Here is a 24037-nt window from a genome sequence, read left to right on the forward strand (position 1 = left end):
CGAGCACCTCTGTCCACCGTTCGATGGACATAAGGAAGTACGCACGGTCGTCCCTGAGCGCTCGATTCCGGACGATGCTCGTCGCATGACAACACAGGCGAACGAACTCGCAGTGGATGTGCGGGGGCTGCGTAAGCAGTACGGGGACGTGACCGCCGTAGCCGGAATCGACCTCCAGATCCGCACGGGAGAGGTGTTCGGCCTGCTCGGACCCAATGGGGCGGGCAAGAGCACCACGGTCGAGATCCTCCAGGGCAACCGCGGCCGGGACGCGGGTGAGGTGTCGGTGCTCGGTTCGGACCCGGCGACGGGCACGCGTGCGTGGCGTTCGCGGGTGGGGATCGTCTGGCAGGACGAATCGGCACCCGCGGAGTTGACGGTCGGCGAGACCGTACGGCACTTCGCCCGCTACTACCCCCGCCCGCGCGACCCCGAGGAGGTCATCGGCCTGGTCGGTCTTGAGGCCAAGGTGGACAGCCGCATCAAGGCCCTGTCGGGTGGACAGCGCAGGCGTCTCGACGTGGCCCTAGGGGTGATAGGTGGCCCCGATCTCCTCCTCCTGGACGAGCCGACGACCGGTTTCGACCCGGCGGCCCGGCGCCAGTTCTGGGACCTGATCCGCAAGCTCGCCGACGAGGGCACCACCATCCTCCTCACCACCCACTACCTGGAGGAGGCGGAGAACCTCGCCGACCGCCTCGCCATCGTCGCCAAGGGCCGCGTGGTCGCCGAGGGCGAACCGGCCACCTTGCGCGAGCGCCACGGCACCGGAGCGACGGTCGAGTGGACCGAGCCGGACGGCACCCCGCGCGCGGAGCACACGGACACTCCGACCAAGGTCGTAGCCGAGCTCATGCACCGCTTCGACGGCGAGATCCCCGGGCTGCTGGTCAGCCGCCCCACCCTGGAGGACGTGTACCTCCGCCTGACCGGACAGGAGGACGTGCGATGACCACGACCACGACGGTGGCACAGGCCCGGACGAAAACCTCCGGAGAGCGACTCCCCGGTGCCTGGGGACTCGGCCTCCAGCGAGGCGTGCTGGAACTCAAACAGTTCTTCCGGCAGCGCGACCAGGTGGTGTTCACCTTCGCCTTCCCGGTCGTCTTCCTCTTCCTCTTCGCGTCGATCTTCAAGGACGACGTCCGGGGCGCGGGCATCAACGCCTCGCAGCTCTACGTCCCGGCGATGATGGCCGCCGGCATCATGTCGACGAGTTTCCAGTCCCTCGGCATCTCGATCGCGATCGAGCGGGACGAGAAGGTGCTGCGCAGGCTGCGCGGCACACCGATGCCACCGGCCGCGTACTTCCTCGGGAAGATCTGGCTGGTTCTGGTCACGGGCCTGATGGAGACGGCGATCCTGCTCCTCGTCGGCACCACCCTCTATGACGTGGACCTGCCCTCGTCAGCGGTGAAGTGGCTGGACTTCGGGTGGATCTTCGTGCTCGGTCTGACGGCGTGCGCGCTGCTCGGCATCGCGGTCAGCTCGGTCCCGAAGTCCGGCAAGAGCGCGACCTCCGTGGTCGTACTGCCCTTCCTGGTCCTGCAGTTCATCTCCGGGGTGTACATCTCCATCGACACCATCCCGGACTGGATGCTCAACATCGGTGCGCTGTTCCCGCTGAAGTGGATGTGCCAGGGGCTGCGCGGGGTGTTCCTGCCCTCGTCGGCGCAGGTGCTGGAGCAGGCCGGGAGCTGGGAGTTCGGGAAGATAGCGCTGGTGCTCGGGGCGTGGTGCGTCGGAGGATTGCTGCTGTGCCTGCTGACCTTCCGGTGGAAGAACCGGCGCGACGGATGACCGCTCCGCACGGGGCGACGGGCTCCTACACCTGGGACCGCTCCTTCCGGCTCTGGGACACGTACTTCGCCCTGATCTGGCTGGCCACCCTGGTCTTCGTGCTCGGCACGAGCCATCCGGGGTGGCCGGTACGCGTCGCGGCGGCCGGTCTCCTCGTCCCGCTCATCCCGCTCTACGTCTGGGTCGGGCGCCCCGTGCTCCAGGGCGATCCGCCCGACGAACGGCGCGCCGTCGGCTACCTGGTGGCGCAGATGGCGCTGTTCCTGCCGTCGGCGGTGCTGGTCGGCGAGACCCGGCTGATGGGCTTCGCGCTCGTCCCGCCCTGCTTCATGGTGCTGCGGCTGCGCTGGGCGCTGATCGCGGTGACTGTGATCAACATCGCACCGGTGATCGGCTGGGCGCTGCTGTGGTGGCCGAGCGCGCAGGACGTGTTCTTCAACGCGGTGTTCGCCGTGGTGACCCTGGTCTTCTCGATGGCCCTCGGCACCTGGGTCATCCGCGTCATCGAACAGAGCCAGGAGCGGGCCGAGTTGATCGCCGAGCTGGACGCCAGCCGCCACGAGGTCTCCCGCCTCTCGTCGGCGCACGGCGCCCTGGCCGAACGGGAGCGCATGGCCCGCGAGATCCACGACACCCTCGCCCAGGGCTTCACCAGCCTGCTGATGCTGACCCAGGCGGTGGAGGCCGAGCTGGACGAGGATCCACCCCAGGCCCGCCGCCACTTGGCCCTGATGGACGAGACCGCCCGGCAGAACCTCGCCGAGGCCCGCGCGCTGGTCGCCGGCGGCACACCGGCCGACCTCGCGGACGCCTCCCTGCCGGACGCGCTGCGTCGGCTCGCCGCCCGCCATGACGCGACGCTCCAAGTCACCGGCCCGGTACGCGCGTTGCCCGCCGGGCCCGAGGTGGTCGCCCTGCGCTCCTGCCAGGAAGCCCTCGCCAACGCCCGTAAGCATGCGGGGAGTTCGGCGACGGTGAGCCTCGCGCTGGCGTACGCCGACGAGCAACTCACCGTGTCGGTAGGGGACGACGGGTGCGGATTCGATCCGGGGGCGGTGTCCGGCGGCTACGGTCTGGCGGGGCTGCGGGCGCGGGTCGCCGAGGTGGGCGGGACGGCGGTGGTGCGCAGCGTGCCGGGCGCGGGCACGACGGTGACCGTCCGGCTGCCGGTGTCGCCCTCGTCCGTATCGCCTCTGAGGAGTCCCCGATGATCCGGATCGTCCTGGCCGACGACCATCCTGTCGTACGGGAGGGTCTGCGCGCGATGCTCAGCGCCGAGCCGGACCTCGATGTCGTCGCCGACGCGTCGAGCGGGCCGCAAGCGGAGGCACTGGCCGCCGAGTTGAGGCCGGACATCGTGTTGATGGACCTGCGGATGCCGGGCGGCGGGGGTGTCGACTCCATCGTGCGGATGAGTGCGGCCGGGTTGCCGTGCCGGGTGATCGTTCTCACGACGTACGAGACGGACCGGGACATCCTGCGGGCGGTCGAGGCAGGGGCGGCGGGCTACCTGCTGAAGGATCTGCCGCGGGGCGAACTGGCCGACGCCGTCAGGGCCGCTGCGCGGGGCGAGACGGTGCTTGCGCCGTCTGTGGCGGCGCGGTTGGTGGACCAGTTGCGGACGAGGCCGGAGCGGCCTCGGTTGTCCGAGCGGGAGACGGCGGTGTTGCGGTTGGTGGCGGAGGGGTGCACCAACGCGGAGATCGGGCGGCGGTTGTACATCGGGGAGTCGACGGTGAAGACCCATCTGCTGCGGGTCTTCGGGAAGTTGGGGGTTGATGACCGGACGGCAGCGGTGACGAGTGCGATGCGGTACGGGTTGCTGGACTGAGGATTCTCGTCCCCGCCGCCCCTACCCGTCCCATCACTGGGGGCTGCCGCCCCCAGACCCCCGCTTCGGCCTGAACGGCCTCGTCCTCAAACGCCGGACGGGCTAAAAGATCAAGCCCCGGTCGGCGACAATTCAGCCCCTCCGGCGTTTGAGGAGCGGGGTCTGGGGCGGAGCCCCAGAAGGATGGGACGGGTAGGGGCGGCGGGGGCGAGAAAACCAGGCCTCAGCCCAGCTTCGACTCCAGTTCCGCCACGATCTCGTTCACCCCGACCGCCCGCTGCTCCCCGGACTCCATGTCCTTGAGCTGCACGACGCCCTCGGCGAGATCGCGCTCGCCGGCGACGATCGTGTAGCGGGCGCCACTGCGGTTGGCGTTCTTCATCGCACCCTTGAGGCCCTTGGAGCCGTAGGAGAAGTCGGCCGCGATGCCGAGCTTGCGGAGTTCGGTGACCTTGGTGAAGAGGACGCGGCGGGCCTCGTCGCCGAGCGGGACGGCGAACACGCTGGTGGACGCGGGGAGTTCGAGTTCGACACCCTCCGCCTCCAGGGCGAGGACCGTACGGTCGACGCCCAACGCCCAGCCCACGGAGGGCAGCGCGGGACCGCCGATCATCTCGGACAGGCCGTCGTAGCGACCGCCGCCGCCCACCGCGGACTGGGAGCCCAGACCGTCGTGGACGAACTCGAAGGTCGTACGGGTGTAGTAGTCCAGGCCGCGGACCAGCTTCGGGTCGTCCTCGAAGGAGACGCCCGCCGCCGTGATCAGCTCGCGGACCTCCTCGTGGTACGCCTTGCACGCGTCGCACAGGTAGTCGCGGAGCAACGGCGCGTCCGTCAACTGCTTCTGGACGTCCGGGCGTTTGTCGTCGAGGACCCGGAGCGGGTTGATGTCCGCGCGGCGCAGGGTCTCCTCGTCGAGGTCCAGGCCCCGGAGGAAGTTCTGGAGCGCCTCCCGGTAGACCGGACGGCACTCCTTGTCGCCCAGGCTGTTGAGGAGGATGCGGAAGTTGCGCAGGCCCAGGGAGCGGTACGCCTGGTCCGCGAGGATGATCAACTCGGCGTCCAGGGCCGGGTCTTCGGCACCGATCGCCTCGGCGCCGACCTGGGAGAAGTGGCGGTAACGGCCCTTCTGGGGGCGCTCGTAGCGGTAGTAGGAGCCCGAGTACCAGAGCTTCACCGGCAGGTTGCCGAGCTTGTGCAGGTTGGCCTCAAGTGCCGCGCGCAGTACGGAGGCCGTGCCCTCGGGGCGCAGGGCGAGCTTGGAGCCGCCCTTGGTCTCGAAGGCGTACATCTCCTTGGTCACGATGTCGGTGGACTCACCGACACCGCGCGCGAAGAGCTCGACGTTCTCGAAGCCGGGCGTCTCGATGTAGCCGTAGCCGGAGTTGCGCAGCGGTGCGGCGATGGCCTCGCGCACGGCGAGGTACTTGGCCGACTCCGGCGGAATCAGGTCGTACGTGCCCTTGGGGGCCTGAAAGGTGCTCACGAAAATCTCTCGTCACATTCCTCGTCGGGGAGCGTCCGAGCTCCCGAGGCCGGAGGCGACCTCCCGCAGATACGGGTTGGTGGCGCGCTCCTGGCCGATGGTCGTCTGGGGGCCGTGGCCGGACAGCACCACGGTCGAGTCGTCGAGCGGCAGGCACACACGGGCCAGCGAGTCGAGGATCTCGGCGTGGGAGCCGCCGGGCAGGTCGGTGCGTCCGATGGAGCCGGCGAAGAGCAGATCACCGGAGAAGAACACGGAGGGGATCTCCGTGGTCTCGGGCATCCGGAAGGTCACCGACCCCTTCGTATGGCCCGGCGCGTGCGCGACCGAGAACTCCAGTCCCGCGAGCGCGAGCCGCGCGCCGTCGGTCAGCTCCTTGACGTCGTCCGGCTCCCCCACGGTCAGCTCGCCCATCAGCGGCATCCCGATCGAGCGGCCGAGCGCCTTCTCGGGGTCGCTCATCATGAACCGGTCCTCGGGGTGGATCCAGGCCGGCACGTCGTGCGCGCCGCAGACCGGGACGACCGAGGCCACATGGTCGATGTGACCATGGGTGAGGACGACCGCGACGGGCTTGAGCCGATGCTTCCTGAGCGCTTCCTCGACTCCCTGGGCGGCCTGATGGCCCGGGTCGATGATCACGCACTCCTCACCGGCGGCGGGGGCGACGAGATAACAGTTCGTCCCCCAGGCCCCGGCGGGGAACCCGGCAATGAGCACGATCGTCCTTCGTTGTGTCGATACGAGTGGGGATAAGGATCCCTGCGTCAGTGGTCAGAGCCTACCGGCGCTGCCGAATCCTCAGCGAACCCATATACGGTACGGGGCACACGCAGGCGGTCGGCTCACAAGACGCACGCGTCCCAGTCGACGTACGAGACGCATGAGGAGAGAATCCGGTGGTCACCCAGGAACAGCGGAAGCGGCAGCTCGCGCGGGAGAAGTTCTTGCGGCAGCAGCAGCGGCGTACGTCCGCTCGACGCAAGGCGCGTATGCGCAACTCGGTGATCGCGTCGGTGCTCGGCGTGATCGTGATCGGAAGTGTCGCGCTCTACACGACCGGCGTCCTGAAGAACGACGACGACAAGTCCAACGCGAGCGCGGACGTGACGCCCAGCGCTTCGGCGACGAGCAAGGCACCGGACCCGTGCGCGAAGCCGGCGGCCGGCAAGATCAAGACGGCGACCTGGAAGAAGGAGCCGACGGTCACGATCGACAAGTCGGCGAAGTACACGATGAAGTTGGCGACGACCTGCGGTGACATCGACATCGCGCTGAAGGCGTCGGCCGCGCCGCACACCGTGAACTCGTTCAACTTCCTCGCGGGCAAGGGCTTCTTCGACCACACGAAGTGCCACCGGCTCGTCAACAGCGGCATCTACGTGCTGCAGTGCGGCGACCCGACCGGCACCGGCAGCGGCGGTCCCGGCTACACGATCCCGGACGAGAACCTGAAGGACGCGAGCCTCAAGGGCGGGACCTACCCGGCGGGCACGGTGGCGATGGCGAACACCTACGACGCCTCCACGGGCAAGGGCCGCAACACCGGCGGCAGCCAGTTCTTCCTCGTCTACCAGGACAGCCAGCTCCCGGCCAACTACACCCCGTTCGGTACCATCTCGGCCTCCGGACTGAAGGTCCTGAAGAAGATCGCCGCAGCTGGGGCGGAGGCCGCCGACCCCACGACGGGCAACACCGCTCCGAACGCGACGGTCGTGATCAACAAGGCGACCGTGACGAAATCCTGACCGTCAACAGCGAATTTTCGGTCGCGCGGGATGCGGACAGGCAACCCGCCGGTCGCCTATGTTGGCCGTGACGAAACTGTGGACGATGCCCGGGGGCACAGAGGCCCTGTGCAGGCATCATGTGGAGGAGGCGCTGTGAGCAGCGACCCGTGGGGACGCGTCGACGAGACGGGGACCGTGTACGTGCGTACGGCCGACGGCGAGCAGGTCGTCGGTTCCTGGCAGGCCGGCTCCCCTGACGAGGCGCTGGCCTACTTCGAGCGCAAGTACGAGGGCCTGGTTGTCGAGATCGGCCTCCTCGAGAAGCGCGTGAAGACCACCGACCTGTCGGCGAAGGACGCCCAGGCCGCCGTGGACCATCTCCGTGAGCAGGTCGACGCCCACCACGCGGTGGGCGATCTGGCGGCGCTCACGGTGCGGCTGGACAAGCTCGTGGAGACCGTCGAGGCGCGTCGCGAGGAGCGCAAGCAGCAGCGCGCCAAGCAGTCGGACGAGGCCCGGCACTCCAAGGAGGCGCTGGTCGTCGAGGCGGAGGAGCTGGCGGCGTCCGACCAGTGGCGGGCAGCCGGTGAGCGGCTGCGCGCGCTGGTGGACACCTGGAAGGGTCTGCCGCGCCTGGACCGCAAGTCGGACGACGAGCTGTGGCACCGCTTCTCGCACGCCCGGTCGGCCTTCTCCAAGCGCCGCAAGGCGCACTTCGCGTCCCTGGACGCGCAGCGCGAGGACGCCCGCAAGACCAAGGAGCGGCTGGTCGCCGAGGCCGAGGGTCTGTCGGCCTCGACGGACTGGGGGCCTACGGCCGCGCGCTACCGCGAGCTGATGGCGGACTGGAAGGCGGCGGGCCGCGCCCAGCGCGAGCACGAGGACGATCTGTGGAACCGGTTCCGTGGTGCCCAGGACGTCTTCTTCGCCGCCCGCAGCTCGGTCTTCGCCGAGCGGGACGCGGAGCAGACGGAGAACCTGAAGCTCAAGGAGGAGCTGGCCGAGGAGGCCGAGAAGCTCCTGCCGGTCACCGACCTGAAGGCCGCCCGCGCGGCCTTCCGCTCGATCAACGAGCGCTGGGAGGCCATCGGCCATGTGCCGCGTGACTCCCGCCCGAAGGTCGAGGGCCGGATGCACACGATCGAGCGGGCCCTGCAGGAGTCCGAGGAGACCGAGTGGCGCCGGACGAACCCGGAGGCACGCGCGCGTGCCGAGGGTCTGACCGGCCAGCTCCAGGCGGCCGTGGACAAGCTCACGGGCCAGATCGAGCAGGCCCGCGCCCAGGGCAACAACTCCCGCGCCGACAAACTCCAGCGCGAGCTGGAGGGCCGCCAGGCCCTGCTGGAGCAGGCTCTGAAGGGCCTCCAGGAGTTCGGCGGTTGACACCCCCGCCAGGCACGAGGAAGGGGCTCCCGTACGCACCGTACGGGAGCCCCTTCCTCGTATGCGAGGTGTCTGCTACGTCTTGTTGCGCGCCGACGTCACGCGGTACACGTCGTAGACGCCCTCCACTCCCCTGACGGCCTTCAGGACGTGGCCCAGGTGCTTGGGGTCGCCCATCTCGAAGGTGAAGCGGGAGGTGGCGACGCGGTCGCGGGAGGTCTGGACGGCCGCCGAGAGGATGTTGACGTGCTGGTCGGACAGGACGCGGGTGACGTCCGAGAGGAGCCGGGAGCGGTCCAGGGCCTCCACCTGGATGGCGACCAGGAAGACCGAGGACTGGGTGGGCGCCCACTCGACTTCCAGGATGCGCTCGGGTTCGCGGGACAGTGACTCCACGTTGACGCAGTCACTGCGGTGAACCGATACACCGCTACCGCGCGTGACGAAACCGATGATGGGGTCGCCGGGGACGGGCGTACAGCAGCGGGCCAGTTTGACCCACACGTCCTCGACGCCCTTGACGACGACACCGGGGTCGGCGTTCGTCCGGCGCTTGCGGCCCCGGCCGGTCGACGGCGGCACACTCTCGTCGATCTCCTCGGTGGCCGCCTCCTCGCCGCCGAGTGCCTGCACCAGCTTCTGTACGACGTTCTGCGCGGCGACATGGCCCTCGCCGATCGCCGCGTACAGCGAGGAGATGTCCGGGTAGCGCATCTCATGCGCGAGCGTGACGAGGGAGTCGCCGGTGAGGATGCGCTGGATCGGCAGGTTCTGTTTGCGCATCGCGCGGGCGATGGCGTCCTTGCCCTGCTCGATCGCCTCGTCGCGGCGCTCCTTGGAGAACCAGGCTCTGATCTTGTTGCGGGCGCGCGGCGACTTGACGAAGCCGAGCCAGTCGCGGGAGGGGCCCGCGCCGGGTGCCTTGGAGGTGAAGACCTCGACCAAGTCGCCGTTGTCCAGGGTGGATTCGAGCGGTACGAGCCGCCCGTTGACCCGTGCTCCTATGGTCCGATGGCCGACCTCCGTGTGCACCGCGTACGAGAAGTCCACCGGGGTGGCGCCCGCCGGCAGCGCTATCACGTCGCCCTTCGGCGTGAAGACGAAGACCTCGTTGCGGGACAGGTCGAAGCGCAGGGACTCCAGGAACTCGCCCGGGTCCTCGGTCTCCTTCTGCCAGTCGAGCAACTGGCGCAGCCACGCCATGTCGTTGAGGTGGTCGTCCTTGCCCGTGGTCCGGGGCGTCTCCGCGCGCACCTTGGAGGTACCGGCGACGGCCTCCTGCTTGTACTTCCAGTGCGCGGCGATGCCGTACTCCGCGCGGCGGTGCATGTCGAACGTGCGGATCTGGAGCTCAACAGGCTTGCCGTTGGGGCCGATTACCGTCGTGTGCAGCGACTGGTACATGTTGAACTTGGGCATCGCGATGTAGTCCTTGAACCGGCCGGGAACCGGGTTCCATCGCGCGTGCACCGTGCCGAGGGCCGCGTAGCAGTCGCGGACGGTGTCCACGAGGACGCGGATGCCCACCAGGTCGTAGATCTCCGCGAAGTCGCGACCGCGGACGATCATCTTCTGGTAGACGCTGTAGTAGTGCTTCGGGCGGCCGGTGACGGTCGCCTTGATGCGGGCCGCGCGCAGGTCGGTCTGGACCTCGTCGGTCACTATGGCCAGGTATTCGTCACGCTTCGGTGCCCGCTCGGCCACCAGCCGGACGATCTCGTCGTACATCTTGGGGTAGAGGATCGCGAAGGCGAGGTCCTCCAGTTCCCACTTGATGGTGTTCATGCCCAGGCGGTGGGCGAGCGGCGCGTAGATCTCCAGGGTCTCGCGCGCCTTCTTCTCCTGCTTCTCGCGCTTGAGGTAGCGCATGGTGCGCATGTTGTGCAGGCGGTCGGCGAGCTTGATGACCAGGACGCGCGGGTCCTTGGCCATGGCGACGACCATCTTGCGCACGGTCTCGGCCTGCGCGGCCTCGCCGAACTTGACCTTGTCCAGCTTGGTGACGCCGTCGACGAGGAGGGCCACGGAGTCGCCGAAGTCGCGGCGGAGCTGGTCGAGGCCGTACTCGGTGTCCTCGACGGTGTCGTGCAGCAGGCCCGCCATGAGGGTCGCCGGGTCCATGCCCAACTCGGCGAGGATCGTCGTCACGGCGAGCGGGTGCGTGATGTACGGGTCGCCGCTCTTGCGCTTCTGGCCGCGGTGCCAGCGCTCGGCGACCTGGTAGGCACTCTCCACCTGGCGGAGCGTGGCCGTCTCGATCTTCGGGTCGTTGCTGCGCACTATCCGCAGCAGGGGCTCCAGGACCGGGTTGTACGGGTTGGAGCGCTGGACGCCGAGGCGGGCGAGGCGGGCGCGGACGCGGTTGGAGGAGCCGCCGCCGGTGCGTGCGGGCTGCCCTGCCGTGGGACGGGGCGCGGGAGGAGTGGCCGCCGGGCGCTCGGCCGGAGCCGGCTTGGGGCGCGCGGGCTCGGCCGCCTTGTCGGCGGGCGCCGACCGGTCGTGCTCCGCCGCCGGGCGCGGTTCGGCCGGTGCGGTGCTCGCGGGTGCGGTGCTCGCGCTCGTGGCGGGCTCCGCCGCGGGGCCCGGGGTGGGCTCGGGCTTGGCGGCGGTCAGGGGCTGGGCCTCGTCTGCCAAGAGGACTCCTCGTGCGCGATCCGGGTCCCCCGGTCAGGCTCCGGAGTGCCCATGGTAGCGATCCCGGGCTCCGGGCTCGCCTTCAGGCCGATGTGAGGGCCGTCTACGGGTGAAACGCGAGGGGCTGCCGCCGGCATTCCGGGAGGCAGCTCCGCGGTGTCCTGGGGTTGTCCTGGGGTTGCTCTGGGGGCGTGCGTGAGGTTGCGCGGACGGGCCGTGAGGTCCCCTCAGGGCGCCCGTGACATGCGCGACGGCCGTCCCCCGTGGTGGAGGGACGGCCGTTGCGGCACGCGTTCACGTCAGACTACGAGCAGTGCCTCCAGGGGGGCGCCGTCCAGTGCCGGTTCCAGGCGGGCGCGGCCCGCGAGGAAGCCCAGCTCCATGAGGACGGCGACGCCCGCGATCTCGGCGCCCGCCCTGCGGATCAGCTGGAGGGAAGCCTCGGCGGTGCCGCCGGTGGCCAGGACGTCGTCGACGACCAGGACGCGGTCACCGGCGCTCAGGTCCTCGGCGTGCACCTCGATCTCGGCGGAGCCGTACTCCAGGTCGTACGTCTGGCTGAGGGTCGCTCCGGGGAGCTTGCCCGCCTTGCGCACGGGGATGAAGCCGACGCCCGCGCGGACGGCCACCGGGGCGCCGAGGATGAAGCCGCGGGCCTCCAGACCCACGACCTTCGTCGCACCGGTGCGCACGACGATCTCGGCGAGCGCGTCCGTGAGCGCCGTGAACGCGGCCGGGTCTGCCAGGAGCGGGGTGATGTCCTTGAACATCACACCCGGCTCCGGGTAGTCGGCCACATCGCGGATACGGCTGAGCAGCAACTCCGTGATGTCTGCGAGCTCCGTCATCGGCGCTTCCCGGACGGACGCCCGCGACCGCGGTTGCGGGACGCCGGCTGGGTGCGCGGGCCCACGACGGCTGCCGCGTCCTCGGGCTCGTCGTCGTAGTCGTCGTCCGCGACGTTGGCTGCCGGGGACTCCGCGGGCTCGCCCTGTGCGGCGGCCTGGGCGCGCTTGGCGAGGACGCGCTTCTTGAGCGCCTTGATCTGCGGCTCGGCCTCCTTGAGGTCGGCGACGAGCGGCGTGGCGATGAAGATCGACGAGTACGCACCGGCCGCGAGGCCGACGAACAGCGACAGCGAGATGTCGTTGAGCACGCCCGCGCCGAGGAAGCCGCCACCGATGAACAGCAGGGCCGCGACCGGCAGCAGCGCGACGACCGTGGTGTTGATGGACCGCACCAGGGTGCCGTTGATCGACCGGTTGGCGATGTCGCTGTAGGTCCAACGGGTCTGCTTGGTGATGTCCTTGGTCTGCTCCTTGAGGCTGTCGAAGACGACGACCGTGTCGTAGAGCGAGTAACCGAGGATGGTCAGCAGACCGATCACCGTACCGGGCGTGACCTCGAAGCCGACGAGGGCGTAGATGCCGATGGTGATGGTGATGTCGTGAATCAGGGCCACGAGCGCCGCCAGGGCCATGCGCCACTCGAAGGCGATCGCCAGATAGATCACGACCAGCACCATGAAGATCGCCAGGCCCTCCCAGGCCTTGTTGGCGACCTGGTCACCCCAGCTGGGGCCGACCAGGTCCGCGGCGATGCTCTCGGAGTCGACGTTCAGGTCCTTCGACAGCTGCTTCTTGATGCTGTCGGACTGGTCCGTGTCGATGCCGGCGATCTGGATGCGCAGGCTGCCGTCGCCGAGCTTCTGGACGACCGCGTCGTGACCTGAGGCGTCCTCGGCGTACTTCTCCGCCTGGCTCACCGAGGCGCTCATGCCCTTCGGCGTGGTGAAGGCGGCGCCGCCCTGGAACTCGATGCCCATGTTCAGGCCGCGCACCGTCAGGCCGAGGATGGCCGTGATGGTGATCAGGATCGAGATGCCGTACCAGATCTTGCGATTGCCGACGAAGTCGTACCCGACCTCGCCACGGTGCAGTCGGGCGCCGAGGTTGCCGAGTTTCGACATCTCACGCCTCCTTCGGGTCGACAGGGCCCGCGGCAGAACCGGCGGGACGGCGGGTGCGACGCAGCGGCGGCTTGGCACCCAGCGCCTTCGGGTCGATGCCGGACCACTTGTGGCCGTCCGAGAAGAACTTCCGGCGGGCGAGGATGGTCATCAGCGGCTTGGTGAAGAGGAAGACGACGACCACGTCGAGCACGGTGGTCAGACCGAGCGTGAACGCGAAGCCCTGGACCTTGCCGACGGTGACGATGAACAGCACCGCGGCGGCGAGGAACGACACGAAGTCGGAGACCAGGATGGTGCGCCGGGCTCGGGGCCAGGCCCGCTCGACGGAGGGACGCAGCGAGCGGCCCTCCCGGATCTCGTCCCGGATGCGTTCGAAGAACACGATGAACGAGTCCGCGGTGATACCGATCGCGACGATCGCACCGCAGACCGCCGGCAGGTTCAGCGCGAAGCCGATGCCCGGGCCGAGCAGCGCCATGATCACGTACGTGAGGATCGCGGAGACCAGCAGCGAGGGGATCGCGATGACCGACAGACCGCGGTAGAAGATCAGCAGGTAGAGGACGACCAGCGCGAGGCCGATCGCGCCCGCGATCAGACCGGCGTGCAGCTGCTCACCGCCGAGGGCCGCGGTCACCGTGGTGACGCTGTCCGTCTTGAAGGTCAGCGGCAGGGCGCCGTACGACAGCATGTTGGCGAGGCTCTGGGCCTCTTCCTGGGTGAAGCTGCCGGAGATCTCGGCGCTGCCGCCGGTGATCGACGAGCTGACGGAGGGGCTGGAGACGACCTGGCCGTCGAGGACGATGCCGAACTCGTTCTGCGGGGCGGTGTTCTTCGCCAGTTCACCGGTGATCGTGGCGAACTTGGAGCCGCCCTTGCCGGTGAAGTCCATGGTGACCTGCCAGCCGGCGGCGGTCGTCGTGTTCAGGACGGCCGCGGCCTTCTTGACGTCGGTGCCGTCCACGGCGGCGGGGCCGAGCACGTACTTGTACCAGACACCCGAGACCTGACCGCAGGCCACGGTCGCGTCCTCGGCCTTGGCGTTCTTGCCGACGTTCTGGGACGCCTTCTTGGAGCAGTCGAGGGCGGTGTACTGGGCCTCCAGCTTGGCGGCCGCCGCGCTGGCGGCGGCGCTGCTGCTCGCCGACGGGGTGGCACTGGCCGAGGCCGAGGCGCTGGGGCTCGCGGACGAGGTGGTGTCGGCCTTCAGGGCGTCACTGGCGGCACGGCCCTGCGAAGTGGCGGTGGCCGTCGGGGTCGCGGAGCCGGTCTTCGACGAGGAAGCGCTCGCCTTGGAACTGGGCGAGCTCGACGGGCTGCTGGAGGCGCTGCCGGACGCGCTCGGCGACGGGCTCGTCGTCGCGGCGCCCGTGGAGGCCTCCGTGGCCAGGACCGGGCGGAAGTACAGCTTGGCCGTCGTACCGACCTGCTGCCGTGCCTCGTCCGAGTTCGTGCCCTTGGGGATGTTGACGATGATGTTCCTGGAGCCCTGGGTCTGGACCTCGGCCTCCGAGACACCAAGACCATTGACACGGCGGTTCATGATGTCGACCGCGGTGTCCATGTTGGTCTTGTTGATCGACGATTCCTCGCCGGGCTGGGCCACCGCCCGCAGCGTGATGCTCGTGCCGCCGGCCAGGTCGATGCCGAGACGCGGAGTGGTGTGCCCGGATGCGAACATGCCACCGGTGAGCGCCACGATGGCGATCAGGATGAGGGCCAGCGAGCGCCACGGCTTGCTCTGGGCGCTCGCACTGCGGCCCCTCTTAGGTGCTGCCACCTTCTCGTACTCCCTCTCGGGCCGCTCCACGCCGGGTCAGCGCGGCTACGGCCATGACATGGTGTCGGATCCCGTGCGAGCGACGCACGTACCCGGGGTGCGCGGGGCGCGAGCGGGTCGCGCCGCGCTCCCGGGACGTGACTACTTCGCGTCGGACTCGCCGTCGGACTTCTTCGGCTCTTCTTCCGTCTTCGCCTCGGCCGCGTCGGCCGGCTCCTCGGTGGCGTCGGCCGGCTCGTCGGCCGCGTCCTTCTTGCCGAGGTCGATGGGCTTGTCGTCGGAAGAGTCGGCGGCGGGCTCGTCGGTCTCGGTGAGGGAGGAGGCGTCGTCCGGGACGATGTCGGCGTCGTCCTTCAGGTCGTGCTCGACGCCGTGCACGATGCGGTTGTACTCGTCGTCGGTGAGGACGGCGCCGATCGCGTTCTTCGCGAAGAGAAGCTCGACGCCCGGGCCCGCGTCGAGAAGGACCGTCTCCTCGTTGACCTCCTTGACCGTCGCGTACACGCCCCCGATCGTGCGGACGCCGGTGCCGGGCTGCATGTCATTACGCATCGACGCGGCCGCCTGCTGCTTGCGCTTGGCAGAGCGGGTCATCAGGAACATGGCCCCGATGAGCACGATGAACGGGAGGATGGTCACGATATTCACGGGACGGAATTTCCTTCGCACGACCGCGGCGGTGAGCGGCCTGGTGGATGGGGGTGGTCGGCGCCGCCCACAAAGGCGGCATCGGCGGAGTCTAAGCGAGTCCACGCTGATGGAACAACGCTCAGCATGGCACCGGGGTTCCTGACCCGGCCAGCGCCCCCGCCGTCACGCCCCGAACAGGTCCCCTTGTCCGTTTCCCCCGGTTGACGAGCGGGGCGGGGTGAGGCCCAGATGCGCCCACGCGGCCGGGGTGGCGACGCGTCCGCGCGGGGTGCGGGCCAGCAGTCCCTCCCGTACGAGGAAGGGTTCGGCGACCTCCTCGACGGTCTCGCGCTCCTCCCCCACGGCGACCGCGAGCGTGGACAGGCCGACCGGTCCGCCGCCGAACAGCTTGAGCAGCGCTTCGAGGACACCGCGGTCGAGCCGGTCGAGGCCGCGCCCGTCGACCTCGTAGACCTTGAGGGCGGCCCCGGCGATGTCCTGGGTGATGAAGCCGTCGGCCTTGACCTGCGCGTAATCCCGTACCCGGCGCAGCAGGCGGTTGGCGATGCGGGGGGTGCCGCGCGAACGTCCGGCGATCTCGGCGGCGCCGGCGGGGTCGATCTCCACGTCGAGGAGGTTCGCCGAGCGGTGGATGACGCGCTCCAGCTCGGTGGGTTCGTAGAACTCCATGTGCGCGGTGAAGCCGAAGCGGTCGCGCAGCGGGGGTGGCAGCAGTCCCGCGCGCGTGGTGGCGCCGACCAGGGTGAACGGCGGGAGTTCGAGCGGGATCGCGGTGGCGCCGGGGCCCTTGCCGACGATGACGTCGACGCGGAAGTCCTCCATCGCCATGTAGAGCATCTCTTCGGCGGGCCGGGACATGCGGTGGATCTCGTCGAGGAAGAGGACCTCGCCCTCCTGGAGGGAGGAGAGGATCGCGGCGAGGTCGCCGGCGTGCTGGATGGCGGGACCGCTGGTGATGCGGATCGGGGCTTCCATCTCGGCCGCGATGATCATCGAGAGGGTGGTCTTGCCGAGCCCGGGGGCTCCGGAGAGCAGCACGTGGTCAGCGGTGGCGCCGCGCGCGCGTGCGGCGCGCAGCACCAGGTCGAGCTGCTCGCGGACCTTCTCCTGGCCGATGAACTCGCCCAGGTCCTTGGGGCGCAGGGCGGCCTCGACGGCCTGGTCCTCGCGGTCGGCGACCGAGCCCACCAGCCGCTCGTCGGCGGTCTCGTCGGTCGTGTCGTCCCAGTTCACTGACGTCTCCTAGCGGGCGCGGTTCAGGGTCTGCAGGGCGGCCTTGAGCAACTGGCCCACCTGCGGCGCCCCTTCGGCGGCCTCGGCCTGCGGTGCTACGGCGGCCACGGCCTCGTCGGCCTCGCGGGTGGCGTACCCGAGGCCGATGAGCGCGGCGTGCAGCTGGTCGCGCCAGCCGCTGGTGACCGGGGCGCCGATCGCCGGGGCGGATCCCACCGGGGCGCCGAGCCGGTCCTTGAACTCCAGCAGCAGCTTCTGGGCGCCCTTCTTGCCGATGCCCGGGACCGCCATCAGCGCCTTCTCGTCCCCGGCGGCCACGGCTCGGCGCAACGCGTCCGGGGTGTGCACGGCGAGCATGGCCTGCGCGAGCCGGGGGCCGACGCCGGTCGCGGTCTGGAGCAGCTCGAAGATCTGGCGTTCGTCATCGTCCACGAAGCCGTACAGGGTGAGCGAGTCCTCGCGGACGACGAGGGAGGTGGCGAGCTTGGCCGGCTTGCCGAGGCGGAGCGTGGACAGCGTGTTCGGCGTGCACTGGATGGCCATGCCGACACCGCCGACCTCGACCACCGCGGCGTCGGGGGCGAGTGCGGCGACCGTGCCACTGACGAAGGCGATCATGCGGTACGGCCTTTCGATGCGTGCGGGGTCTTCGGTGCTTGTGGGGCTTGCGGTGCTTTGCGTGCGCCGGCGGCGTGTTGGGCGACCGCCTGTTGCAACCGGTTCTGGGCGACGGCCTGTTGGAGGCGGTTGGTCGCGGGGCCGCGCCAGATGTGGCAGATGGCGAGGGCGAGGGCGTCTGCCGCGTCGGCGGGCTTGGGGGGTGCGTCGAGCCGCAGCAGCCGGGTGACCATGGCGCCGACCTGGGCCTTGTCGGCGCGTCCGCTGCCGGTGACGGCGGCCTTGACCTCGCTGGGGGTGTGCAGGGCGACGGGGATGCCGCGGCGGGCGGCACAGAGCATCGCCACGGCGCTGGCCTGGGCGGTGCCCATCACCGTGCGGACGTTGTGCTGGCTGAACACCCGCTCCACGGCGACGAATTCGGGCCGGTGTTCGTCAAGCCACGCCTCGATGCCCTGCTCGATGGCGACGAGGCGCAGGCCCAACTCGGCGTCCGCCGGGGTCCGTACGACACCGACGCCGACCATGGTGAGCGGCCGGCCCGCGACGCCCTCGACCACTCCGACACCGCATCGGGTGAGTCCAGGGTCGACACCCAGTACCCGCACTCCAACCCCCCTTTTTTGCGGCTAAACCGCCGCCGCTCTCGCGGACCTGGCTGAGCACCGTCGGAGTTCCTCAATTGATGATTGCGGTCCGCGGTCGGTGATCTTTGACTTCCGCCAGGCTATCCGCTGCCACCGACAACGGCGGCGGGCCGACGGGACGTGTCCCGTCGGCCCGCCGAAATCCCGCTCAGCTCGCGGCAGCGCTACGCGTCGACCTTCTCCATGACCTCGTCGCTGACGTCGAAGTTGGCGAAGACGTTCTGCACGTCGTCGCTGTCCTCCAGGGCGTCGATCAGCTTGAAGATCTTGCGGGCGCCGTCCTCGTCGAGCTCGACCTGCATGGTCGGGACGAAGTTGGCGTCGGCGGAGTCGTAGTCGATGCCGGCGTCCTGGAGCGCGGTGCGGACCGCGACCAGGTCGGTGGCCTCGGAGATGACCTCGAAGGACTCACCGAGGTCGTTGACCTCCTCGGCGCCCGCGTCGAGCACGGCACCCAGGACGTCGTCCTCGGACAGCTCGCCCTTGGGGACGATCACGACACCCTTGCGGTTGAAGAGGTACGACACGGAACCGGGGTCGGCCATGTTCCCGCCGTTACGGGTCATGGCGACACGCACGTCCGAGGCGGCGCGGTTGCGGTTGTCGGTGAGGCACTCGATGAGCACGGCGACACCGTTAGGGCCATAACCCTCGTACATGATCGTCTCGTAGTCGGCGCCACCGGCTTCGAGACCGGCGCCGCGCTTGACCGCGGAGTCGATGTTCTTGTTCGGGACCGAGCTCTTCTTGGCCTTCTGGATGGCGTCGAACAGCGTCGGGTTGCCGGACACATCGGCACCACCGGTACGGGCCGCAACCTCGATGTTCTTGATCATCTTCGCGAAGAGCTTGCCGCGCTTGGCGTCGATCACGGCCTTCTTGTGCTTCGTCGTAGCCCATTTAGAGTGGCCGGACATCTGCCTGTCTCCTTCGCGTAACCCAACTCTTTACGAACCCCAGAGATCCTACTAGGACCCCGGAGCCAGGTTCGCGCGCACCATGTCGACGAACAGGGAGTGCACGCGGTGGTCGCCGGTCAGTTCCGGGTGGAACGACGTGGCGAGCGCGTTGCCCTGGCGGACCGCCACGATGTGGCCCTCGTGTTCGGCGAGGACCTCGGTCTCGGCACCGACGGACTCGACCCAGGGGGCGCGGATGAAGACGCCCTCCACAGGATCGCCCTCGATGCCCCGGACGTCGACAGCTGCTTCGAAGGATTCGTTCTGCCGACCGAAGGCGTTGCGGCGCACGATCATGTCGATGCCGCCGATCGTCTCCTGGCCCGAGCGCGGGTCGAGGATCTTGTCGGCGAGCATGATCAGGCCGGCGCAGGTGCCGTAGACGGGCATACCGGCACGCACGCGTGCGCGCAGCGGGTCCATCACTCCGAAGAGGACGGCCAGCTTGGAGATGGTGGTCGACTCACCCCCCGGGATGACGAGACCGTCCACCTCGGCGAGTTCCTCGGGGCGCCTGACCTGCCTGGCCACGGCGTCGGCCGCGGCCAGGGCGATCAGGTGTTCCCGTACGTCGCCCTGGAGGGCCAGGACTCCGATGACAGGTGTTTCGGTCATGGGTGGTTACCAGCCGCGGTTGGCGTAGCGCTCGGTCTCGGGGAGGGTGTCGCAGTTGATGCCGACCATGGCCTCGCCGAGGTTGCGGGACGCGTCCGCGATGATCTTCGGGTCGTCGAAGAAGGTGGTCGCCTTCACGATGGCCGCGGCGCGCTTGGCCGGGTCGCCGGACTTGAAGATGCCGGAGCCGACGAAGACGCCCTCGGCGCCGAGCTGGCGCATCAGCGCGGCGTCGGCGGGGGTGGCGACGCCACCGGCGGAGAACAGCACGACCGGGAGCTTGCCGAGTTCGGCGACCTCGCGGACGATCTCGTACGGGGCGCGCAGTTCCTTGGCGGCGGCGTACAGCTCGTTGTTGTCGAAGCCGCGCAGCTTGGCGATCTCGTTCTTGATCTGGCGCAGGTGGCGGACCGCCTCGACGACGTTGCCGGTGCCGGCCTCGCCCTTGGAGCGGATCATCGCGGCGCCCTCGGCGATACGGCGCAGGGCCTCGCCCAGGTTGGTGGCACCGCAGACGAAGGGGGTCGTGAAGGCCCACTTGTCGGAGTGGTTGACCTCGTCGGCCGGGGTGAGGACCTCGGACTCGTCGATGTAGTCGACGCCGAGGGACTGCAGGACCTGGGCCTCGACGAAGTGGCCGATGCGGGACTTGGCCATGACCGGGATGGAGACCGCCTCGATGATCTCCTCGATCATCGTCGGGTCGGACATACGGGCCACGCCGCCGTCCTTGCGGATGTCGGCGGGGACCCGCTCCAGGGCCATGACGGCCACGGCGCCGGCGTCCTCGGCGATCTTCGCCTGCTCGGCGTTGACCACGTCCATGATCACACCGCCCTTGAGCTGCTCGGCCATGCCACGCTTCACGCGCGCGGTGCCGGTCTCGGGAGTCTGGGCGGAGCTGGGGGTGCTGGACACGGGGTGACCTCACTCGGTGAAAGAGGGTTGCTGCAGTACCGAGGAAACGCCAGAGATGCAGGCCACAGCAAGGGCCAATGGGTAGGCGGTGGATCGTTTTCGAACCGGTGTGCCCCGGGGCAACCGCTACGCGGCCCGGTCCACCAGTGCCGCCGGTGGCTCGTCGTCCATCTCGAAGGCCATCGGGAAGGGCGCGTGTCCCGCCAGTCGGAACCAGCGGACCTTGCGGTGTCGGCGCAGGGCGCGGGCGGCGCGTACGGAGTCGTTGTGGAAGCGCCGGGCCATGGGCACCCGCCGTACCGCCTCGGTGAGTTCGCGGGCCGCCGCCTCTCCCCCGGGTGCCTCGCGGACGCCCTCGACCTGCGGGGCCTCGGCGAAGACGGCGCGCAGGGCCTGGCTCAACTCGCTCTCGGCGACCTCCCGTTGCTCCTCCTCGGCCTGCCGGGCGGCGTGCGCGGCCTCGTAGAGGACGATCGAGGCGGCCGGGTCGAGGACGCCGGAGGTGGCCAGTTCCTGGGTCACCGAGGCGCGGCGCAGCAGTTGGGCGTCGAGGGCCGCGCGGGCCGCGTCGATCCGGGCGTGCAGCCGGTCGAGCCGTCCCGCGGTCCAGCTCAGGTACAGGCCGATCGCCACCAGGGCGACGAGGATCCAGATCAGGGTTGGCGTCACGGGCGGCAAGCCTACGGGGCCGTTCCACTCGGGTTGACCGGGATTCGTGCGGGGCGTTCCACTGAGGCTGACCGGAGTTGGTGTGGGCGTTGTGGTGGCTGCCGCCCCCACTCCCCCGCTTCGGCCTGGACGGCCTCGTCCTCAAACGCCGGACGGGCTGGATATAGCGGCCCGCATCAAGAAGTTGCCGCCTCTCAGTCCCGCGCCAGCCCGAACCTCGCCCGCAACCCCGTCCGTTCGTCCGTCGCCACCGCTGCCGCGCCCGCCGTCACGGTCTCGTAGACCGACAGGATGTCCGCGCCGACCGTCGACCAGTCGAAGCGACGCACATGGGCGCTCCCGCTCCGCCGCAGCTCCGCCAGCCGCTCGGGATCGCCCAGGAGTCGTACGGCCGCCTCGGCGAGGGCGTCCGCGTCCTCGTTGGCGAACAGTTCGCCGGCCGCGCCCTGGTCGAGGACCTGGGCGAAGGCGGGGAGGTCGGAGGCGAGCACCGGGGCGCCTGCCGACATGGCCTCTACGAGGATGATGCCGAAGCTCTCGCCGCCGGTGTTGGGCGCTACGTAGAGGTCGATGCTGCGCAGGAAGCGGGCCTTGTCCTCGTCGCTGACCATGCCGAGGAACTCGACGCGTGAACGCAGTTCCTTGGGGAGTGATTCGACGGCCTCCTCCTCGTCGCCGCGACCGGCTACCAGGAGTCGGGCGTTCGGGCGCTCGGCGAGGATCTTCGGGAGGGCGTTCATCAGCACCGGGAGGCCCTTGCGGGGCTCGTCGATGCGCCCTATGAAACCGATGGTCTCGCCCTGCCACTCCGGCTTGGGTTCGGCGCGGGCGAAGAAGTCGACGTCGACGCCGTTCGGGATGACGACCGCGTCGCCGCCGAGGTGTTCGACGAGCGTGCGGCGGGCGTACTCGCTCACGGCGATCCGCGCGCTGATCTTCTCCAGCGCGGCCTGGAGGATCGCGTACGCGGCGATCATCGCCCGGGAGCGCGGGTTCGAGGTGTGGAAGGTGGCGACGATCGGGCCCTGCGCGGCCCAGCAGGCGAGCAGGCCGAGGGACGGCGAGGTCGGTTCGTGGATGTGGATGACGTCGAACTCGCCGTCGTGCAGCCAGCGTCGGACCCGGGCGGCGGACAGGAAGCCGAAGTTCAGCCGGGCCACCGAGCCGTTGTACGGCACCGGGACCGCGCGGCCGGCCGAGACGACGTACGGCGGCAGCGGGGTGTCGTCGTCGGCCGGAGCCAGCACGGACACCTCGTGACCGAGCCGGATGAAGTACTCGGCGAGGTCTCTGATGTGGAACTGGACGCCGCCCGGCACGTCCCAGGAGTAGGGGCAGACGATGCCGATCCTCACGAGGGCCCCTTGCTGGGATCGAGATCCGCGAGCCACAAGCGCTGGAGCATGTGCCAGTCCTCCGGGTGGTCGGCGATGCCGGTGGCGAAAGCGTCTGCCAGCGCCTGTGTGATGACAGACGTCTTCTCGGCCCGGTCACCTGACTCGGGTAGCTCGACCGGCGGGTGGACCCGGCCCTTCATGACCGGTGAGTCGTCGTACCAGAGGGTCACGGGGAGGAGTAGTGCGCCGGTCTGTTGGGCGAGGAGGGCCGGTCCGGCGGGCATGCGGGTGGGCTCGCCGAAGAACTTCACCTCGACCCCGGAGGCGGACAGGTCGCGTTCGGCGACCAGGCAGACCAGGCCGCCGTCGCGGAGCCGCCGGGCGAGCGTGCCGAAGGCGGTGCCGCCGCTGTGCGGGAGGACCTCCATGCCGAGGCCCTCGCGGTAGGCGACGAAACGGTCGTAGAGCGTCTCCGGCTTGAGGCGTTCGGCCACCGTGGTGAACGGGGTCTCCAGCTTGGTGGTGACCCAGGCGCCGGCGAGGTCCCAGTTGGCCATGTGGGGCAGCGCGAGGATGACACCGCGGTCGGAGGCGATGGCGTCGGTGAGGTGGTGGACGTCCTTGGGGTCGAAGCCCGTGCGGATCCGTTCGGCGCTCCAGGCGGGGAGCCTGAACGACTCCATCCAGTAGCGGAGATACGACCGCATGCCCGCGCGCGAGAGCTCGGCGAGCCGCTCGGGGCTCGCGTCGGGCACCACGCGCGCGTAGTTGCTCTCCAGCCGCTGCACGCCCTTGCCGCGCCGCTTCCAGGCTAGGTCGGCGACGGTGCGGCCGAGCCGGACCGCGACCGGCTCGGGGAGCTTCTTGACGGCGCTCCAGCCCAGGCCGTAGAGCGCGTCCGTCAGCCGCTCCTGGGCACTGCTCACGGAGTCGCCCCGCTGCTGTGCTGCTCCGGGGCCTCCTGGGCCGCCGTTGCGTCGGCCTCGGCGGCCTCCCGGCGGACCGTGACGACGCGCTGGATCAGCGTGACCAGGCTGCCGACGGCGACGATCCACAGGGCGACGGGCAGCAGCCACTGGATGCCCGGGACGCCGAACTTGTGCAGACCGGCGAGACCGCACGCCACGAGCGAGATCACGAGCCGCTCGGCCCGCTCGACCAGGCCGTTGACGGCGACCGGCAGGCCGATCGACTCGCCGCGCGCCTTGGTGTACGACACCACCTGGCCGCTGGCCAGGCAGAAGATCGAGACGGCGCACAGGGCGATGTTGTCGCCGCCGCCCGCGTACCAGAGGGCCAGGCCGCCGAAGACCGCGCTGTCGGCGACCCGGTCGAGCGTGGAGTCCAGGAAGGCGCCCCAGCGGCTGGAGCGGCCCAGCTGGCGGGCCATGTTGCCGTCGACGAGGTCCGAGAACACGAACAGCGTGATCACGACCGTGCCCCAGAAGAACTCGCCCATGGGATAGAAGACCAGCGCGCCCGCGACCACTCCGGCGGTGCCGAGGAGGGTGACCGTGTCGGGGCTGACGCCCCGGCGGATCAGAAACGCGGCGAACGGCGTGAGGACACGCGTGAAGAATGCACGCGCGTACTTGTTCAGCATGGCCTTCCCGAGGGTCGGTGTCGCCGCGCGGCCCCTGCTGGCCACCGGCTGGCCCATCGTAGCCACGCGCGCGCGTGGGCGACGGCCGGGCACCCGTGCCGCCCGTGTTTTGAATGGCTGCAGCACGACTCGGTGCCATCGGTGCCGACGGCCGGATCGCGTCCGGTGTAT

General features: G+C 69.8%; 23 protein-coding genes. 6 read left to right on the top strand and 17 right to left on the bottom strand.

What is annotated here, in order from left to right; genetic code table 11:
• The first annotated feature begins 85 nt into the window (after window positions 1–85).
• The 4 genes from OG588_RS08680 to OG588_RS08695 are packed head-to-tail and all read left to right on the top strand — an operon-like array spanning window position 86 to window position 3631.
• Entirely contained in the window at window positions 86–952 is an 867-nt protein-coding gene (locus tag OG588_RS08680) for an ABC transporter ATP-binding protein (RefSeq protein WP_405946776.1), read from the top strand.
• Complete coding sequence (locus OG588_RS08685) at window positions 949–1800, top strand: ABC transporter permease (protein ID WP_365308104.1); 852 nt, start codon at window positions 949–951, stop codon at window positions 1798–1800. The genes OG588_RS08680 and OG588_RS08685 overlap by 4 nt, the downstream gene beginning before the upstream one ends.
• The gene (locus OG588_RS08690) at window positions 1797–3011 is read left to right on the top strand and encodes a sensor histidine kinase (RefSeq protein WP_405946777.1); all 1215 of its coding nucleotides are present in this window, start codon (window positions 1797–1799) and stop codon (window positions 3009–3011) included. The genes OG588_RS08685 and OG588_RS08690 overlap by 4 nt, the downstream gene beginning before the upstream one ends.
• On the top strand, window positions 3008–3631 hold the full coding sequence (locus OG588_RS08695) for a response regulator transcription factor (RefSeq protein ID WP_317773010.1): 624 nt from the start codon (window positions 3008–3010) through the stop codon (window positions 3629–3631). The genes OG588_RS08690 and OG588_RS08695 overlap by 4 nt, the downstream gene beginning before the upstream one ends.
• 223 nt (window positions 3632–3854) lie before the next feature.
• Here the strand turns inward: OG588_RS08695 and hisS are convergent, their stop codons facing one another.
• Window positions 3855–5117, bottom strand: coding sequence for a histidine--tRNA ligase (hisS, locus tag OG588_RS08700; protein WP_405946778.1), 1263 nt, complete (start codon window positions 5115–5117; stop codon window positions 3855–3857).
• Window positions 5118–5129: 12 nt separating this feature from the next.
• Window positions 5130–5837, bottom strand: a complete 708-nt coding sequence (locus OG588_RS08705) for an MBL fold metallo-hydrolase (protein ID WP_405946779.1) — start codon at window positions 5835–5837, stop codon at window positions 5130–5132.
• Window positions 5838–6016: 179 nt separating this feature from the next.
• On the opposite strand from OG588_RS08705, the gene OG588_RS08710 reads away from it, so the two are divergent.
• Window positions 6017–6865 carry a peptidylprolyl isomerase gene (locus OG588_RS08710; protein WP_405946780.1) on the top strand — a complete coding sequence of 283 codons (849 nt, stop codon included), beginning with the start codon at window positions 6017–6019 and terminating at the stop codon, window positions 6863–6865.
• A 135-nt stretch (window positions 6866–7000) separates the two neighbouring features.
• Complete coding sequence (locus OG588_RS08715; protein ID WP_365987586.1) at window positions 7001–8230, top strand: DUF349 domain-containing protein; 1230 nt, start codon at window positions 7001–7003, stop codon at window positions 8228–8230.
• Window positions 8231–8305: 75 nt separating this feature from the next.
• Here OG588_RS08715 and OG588_RS08720 read toward each other — a convergent pair whose 3' ends face one another.
• The 15 genes from OG588_RS08720 to pgsA all read right to left on the bottom strand — a co-directional run bounded on the left by OG588_RS08720 (window position 8306) and on the right by pgsA (window position 23923).
• Window positions 8306–10864, bottom strand: a complete 2559-nt coding sequence (locus OG588_RS08720) for a RelA/SpoT family protein (RefSeq protein ID WP_405946781.1) — start codon at window positions 10862–10864, stop codon at window positions 8306–8308.
• Between the two features lie 299 nt (window positions 10865–11163).
• On the bottom strand, window positions 11164–11712 hold the full coding sequence (locus OG588_RS08725) for an adenine phosphoribosyltransferase (protein WP_405946782.1): 549 nt from the start codon (window positions 11710–11712) through the stop codon (window positions 11164–11166).
• The gene (secF, locus tag OG588_RS08730) at window positions 11709–12833 is read right to left on the bottom strand and encodes a protein translocase subunit SecF (RefSeq protein WP_405946783.1); all 1125 of its coding nucleotides are present in this window, start codon (window positions 12831–12833) and stop codon (window positions 11709–11711) included. Before secF ends, OG588_RS08725 begins: the two co-directional genes overlap by 4 nt.
• Before the next feature lies 1 nt (window position 12834).
• Entirely contained in the window at window positions 12835–14616 is a 1782-nt protein-coding gene (secD, locus tag OG588_RS08735; protein WP_405946784.1) for a protein translocase subunit SecD, read from the bottom strand.
• Between the two features lie 141 nt (window positions 14617–14757).
• Entirely contained in the window at window positions 14758–15264 is a 507-nt protein-coding gene (gene yajC / locus OG588_RS08740) for a preprotein translocase subunit YajC (RefSeq protein ID WP_405946785.1), read from the bottom strand.
• A 165-nt stretch (window positions 15265–15429) separates the two neighbouring features.
• Window positions 15430–16500: a Holliday junction branch migration DNA helicase RuvB gene (gene ruvB / locus OG588_RS08745; RefSeq protein ID WP_366097445.1), complete on the bottom strand. Its 1071-nt coding sequence runs from the start codon at window positions 16498–16500 to the stop codon at window positions 15430–15432.
• Window positions 16501–16509: 9 nt separating this feature from the next.
• A complete protein-coding gene (gene ruvA, locus OG588_RS08750; protein ID WP_019059777.1) occupies window positions 16510–17118 on the bottom strand; it encodes a Holliday junction branch migration protein RuvA in 609 nt (202 codons plus the stop codon).
• A complete protein-coding gene (gene ruvC, locus OG588_RS08755; RefSeq protein ID WP_366495512.1) occupies window positions 17115–17726 on the bottom strand; it encodes a crossover junction endodeoxyribonuclease RuvC in 612 nt (203 codons plus the stop codon). The genes ruvA and ruvC overlap by 4 nt, the downstream gene beginning before the upstream one ends.
• Before the next feature lie 203 nt (window positions 17727–17929).
• On the bottom strand, window positions 17930–18682 hold the full coding sequence (locus tag OG588_RS08760; RefSeq protein ID WP_405946786.1) for a YebC/PmpR family DNA-binding transcriptional regulator: 753 nt from the start codon (window positions 18680–18682) through the stop codon (window positions 17930–17932).
• 51 nt (window positions 18683–18733) lie between these two features.
• A complete protein-coding gene (gene pdxT / locus OG588_RS08765) occupies window positions 18734–19339 on the bottom strand; it encodes a pyridoxal 5'-phosphate synthase glutaminase subunit PdxT (protein ID WP_405946787.1) in 606 nt (201 codons plus the stop codon).
• A gap of 6 nt (window positions 19340–19345) precedes the next feature.
• Window positions 19346–20257, bottom strand: a complete 912-nt coding sequence (pdxS, locus tag OG588_RS08770; RefSeq protein ID WP_366434271.1) for a pyridoxal 5'-phosphate synthase lyase subunit PdxS — start codon at window positions 20255–20257, stop codon at window positions 19346–19348.
• 126 nt (window positions 20258–20383) lie between these two features.
• Window positions 20384–20926, bottom strand: a complete 543-nt coding sequence (locus OG588_RS08775) for a hypothetical protein (RefSeq protein ID WP_405946788.1) — start codon at window positions 20924–20926, stop codon at window positions 20384–20386.
• Window positions 20927–21120: 194 nt separating this feature from the next.
• Window positions 21121–22281, bottom strand: coding sequence for a glycosyltransferase family 4 protein (locus tag OG588_RS08780; protein ID WP_405946789.1), 1161 nt, complete (start codon window positions 22279–22281; stop codon window positions 21121–21123).
• Window positions 22278–23189 carry a phosphatidylinositol mannoside acyltransferase gene (locus tag OG588_RS08785; RefSeq protein ID WP_405946790.1) on the bottom strand — a complete coding sequence of 304 codons (912 nt, stop codon included), beginning with the start codon at window positions 23187–23189 and terminating at the stop codon, window positions 22278–22280. The genes OG588_RS08780 and OG588_RS08785 overlap by 4 nt, the downstream gene beginning before the upstream one ends.
• Window positions 23186–23923 (bottom strand): phosphatidylinositol phosphate synthase, encoded by a 738-nt coding sequence (gene pgsA / locus OG588_RS08790; protein ID WP_078622984.1) that lies wholly within the window; start codon window positions 23921–23923, stop codon window positions 23186–23188. Before pgsA ends, OG588_RS08785 begins: the two co-directional genes overlap by 4 nt.
• Window positions 23924–24037 lie beyond the last annotated feature (114 nt).

The organism is Streptomyces prunicolor, from assembly GCF_045162825.1.
In the GTDB taxonomy this organism is placed as follows: domain Bacteria; phylum Actinomycetota; class Actinomycetes; order Streptomycetales; family Streptomycetaceae; genus Streptomyces; species Streptomyces prunicolor.

Coding starts and splice junctions, on each gene's coding strand:
- OG588_RS08680 (WP_405946776.1), top strand. CDS start 86: ATGACAACACAGGCGAACGAACTCGCAGTGGATGTGCGGGGGCTGCGT.
- OG588_RS08685 (WP_365308104.1), top strand. CDS start 949: ATGACCACGACCACGACGGTGGCACAGGCCCGGACGAAAACCTCCGGA.
- OG588_RS08690 (WP_405946777.1), top strand. CDS start 1,797: ATGACCGCTCCGCACGGGGCGACGGGCTCCTACACCTGGGACCGCTCC.
- OG588_RS08695 (WP_317773010.1), top strand. CDS start 3,008: ATGATCCGGATCGTCCTGGCCGACGACCATCCTGTCGTACGGGAGGGT.
- OG588_RS08725 (WP_405946782.1), bottom strand. CDS start 11,712: ATGACGGAGCTCGCAGACATCACGGAGTTGCTGCTCAGCCGTATCCGC.
- secF (WP_405946783.1), bottom strand. CDS start 12,833: ATGTCGAAACTCGGCAACCTCGGCGCCCGACTGCACCGTGGCGAGGTC.
- ruvA (WP_019059777.1), bottom strand. CDS start 17,118: ATGATCGCCTTCGTCAGTGGCACGGTCGCCGCACTCGCCCCCGACGCC.
- OG588_RS08760 (WP_405946786.1), bottom strand. CDS start 18,682: ATGTCCGGCCACTCTAAATGGGCTACGACGAAGCACAAGAAGGCCGTG.
- pdxT (WP_405946787.1), bottom strand. CDS start 19,339: ATGACCGAAACACCTGTCATCGGAGTCCTGGCCCTCCAGGGCGACGTA.
- pgsA (WP_078622984.1), bottom strand. CDS start 23,923: ATGGGCCAGCCGGTGGCCAGCAGGGGCCGCGCGGCGACACCGACCCTC.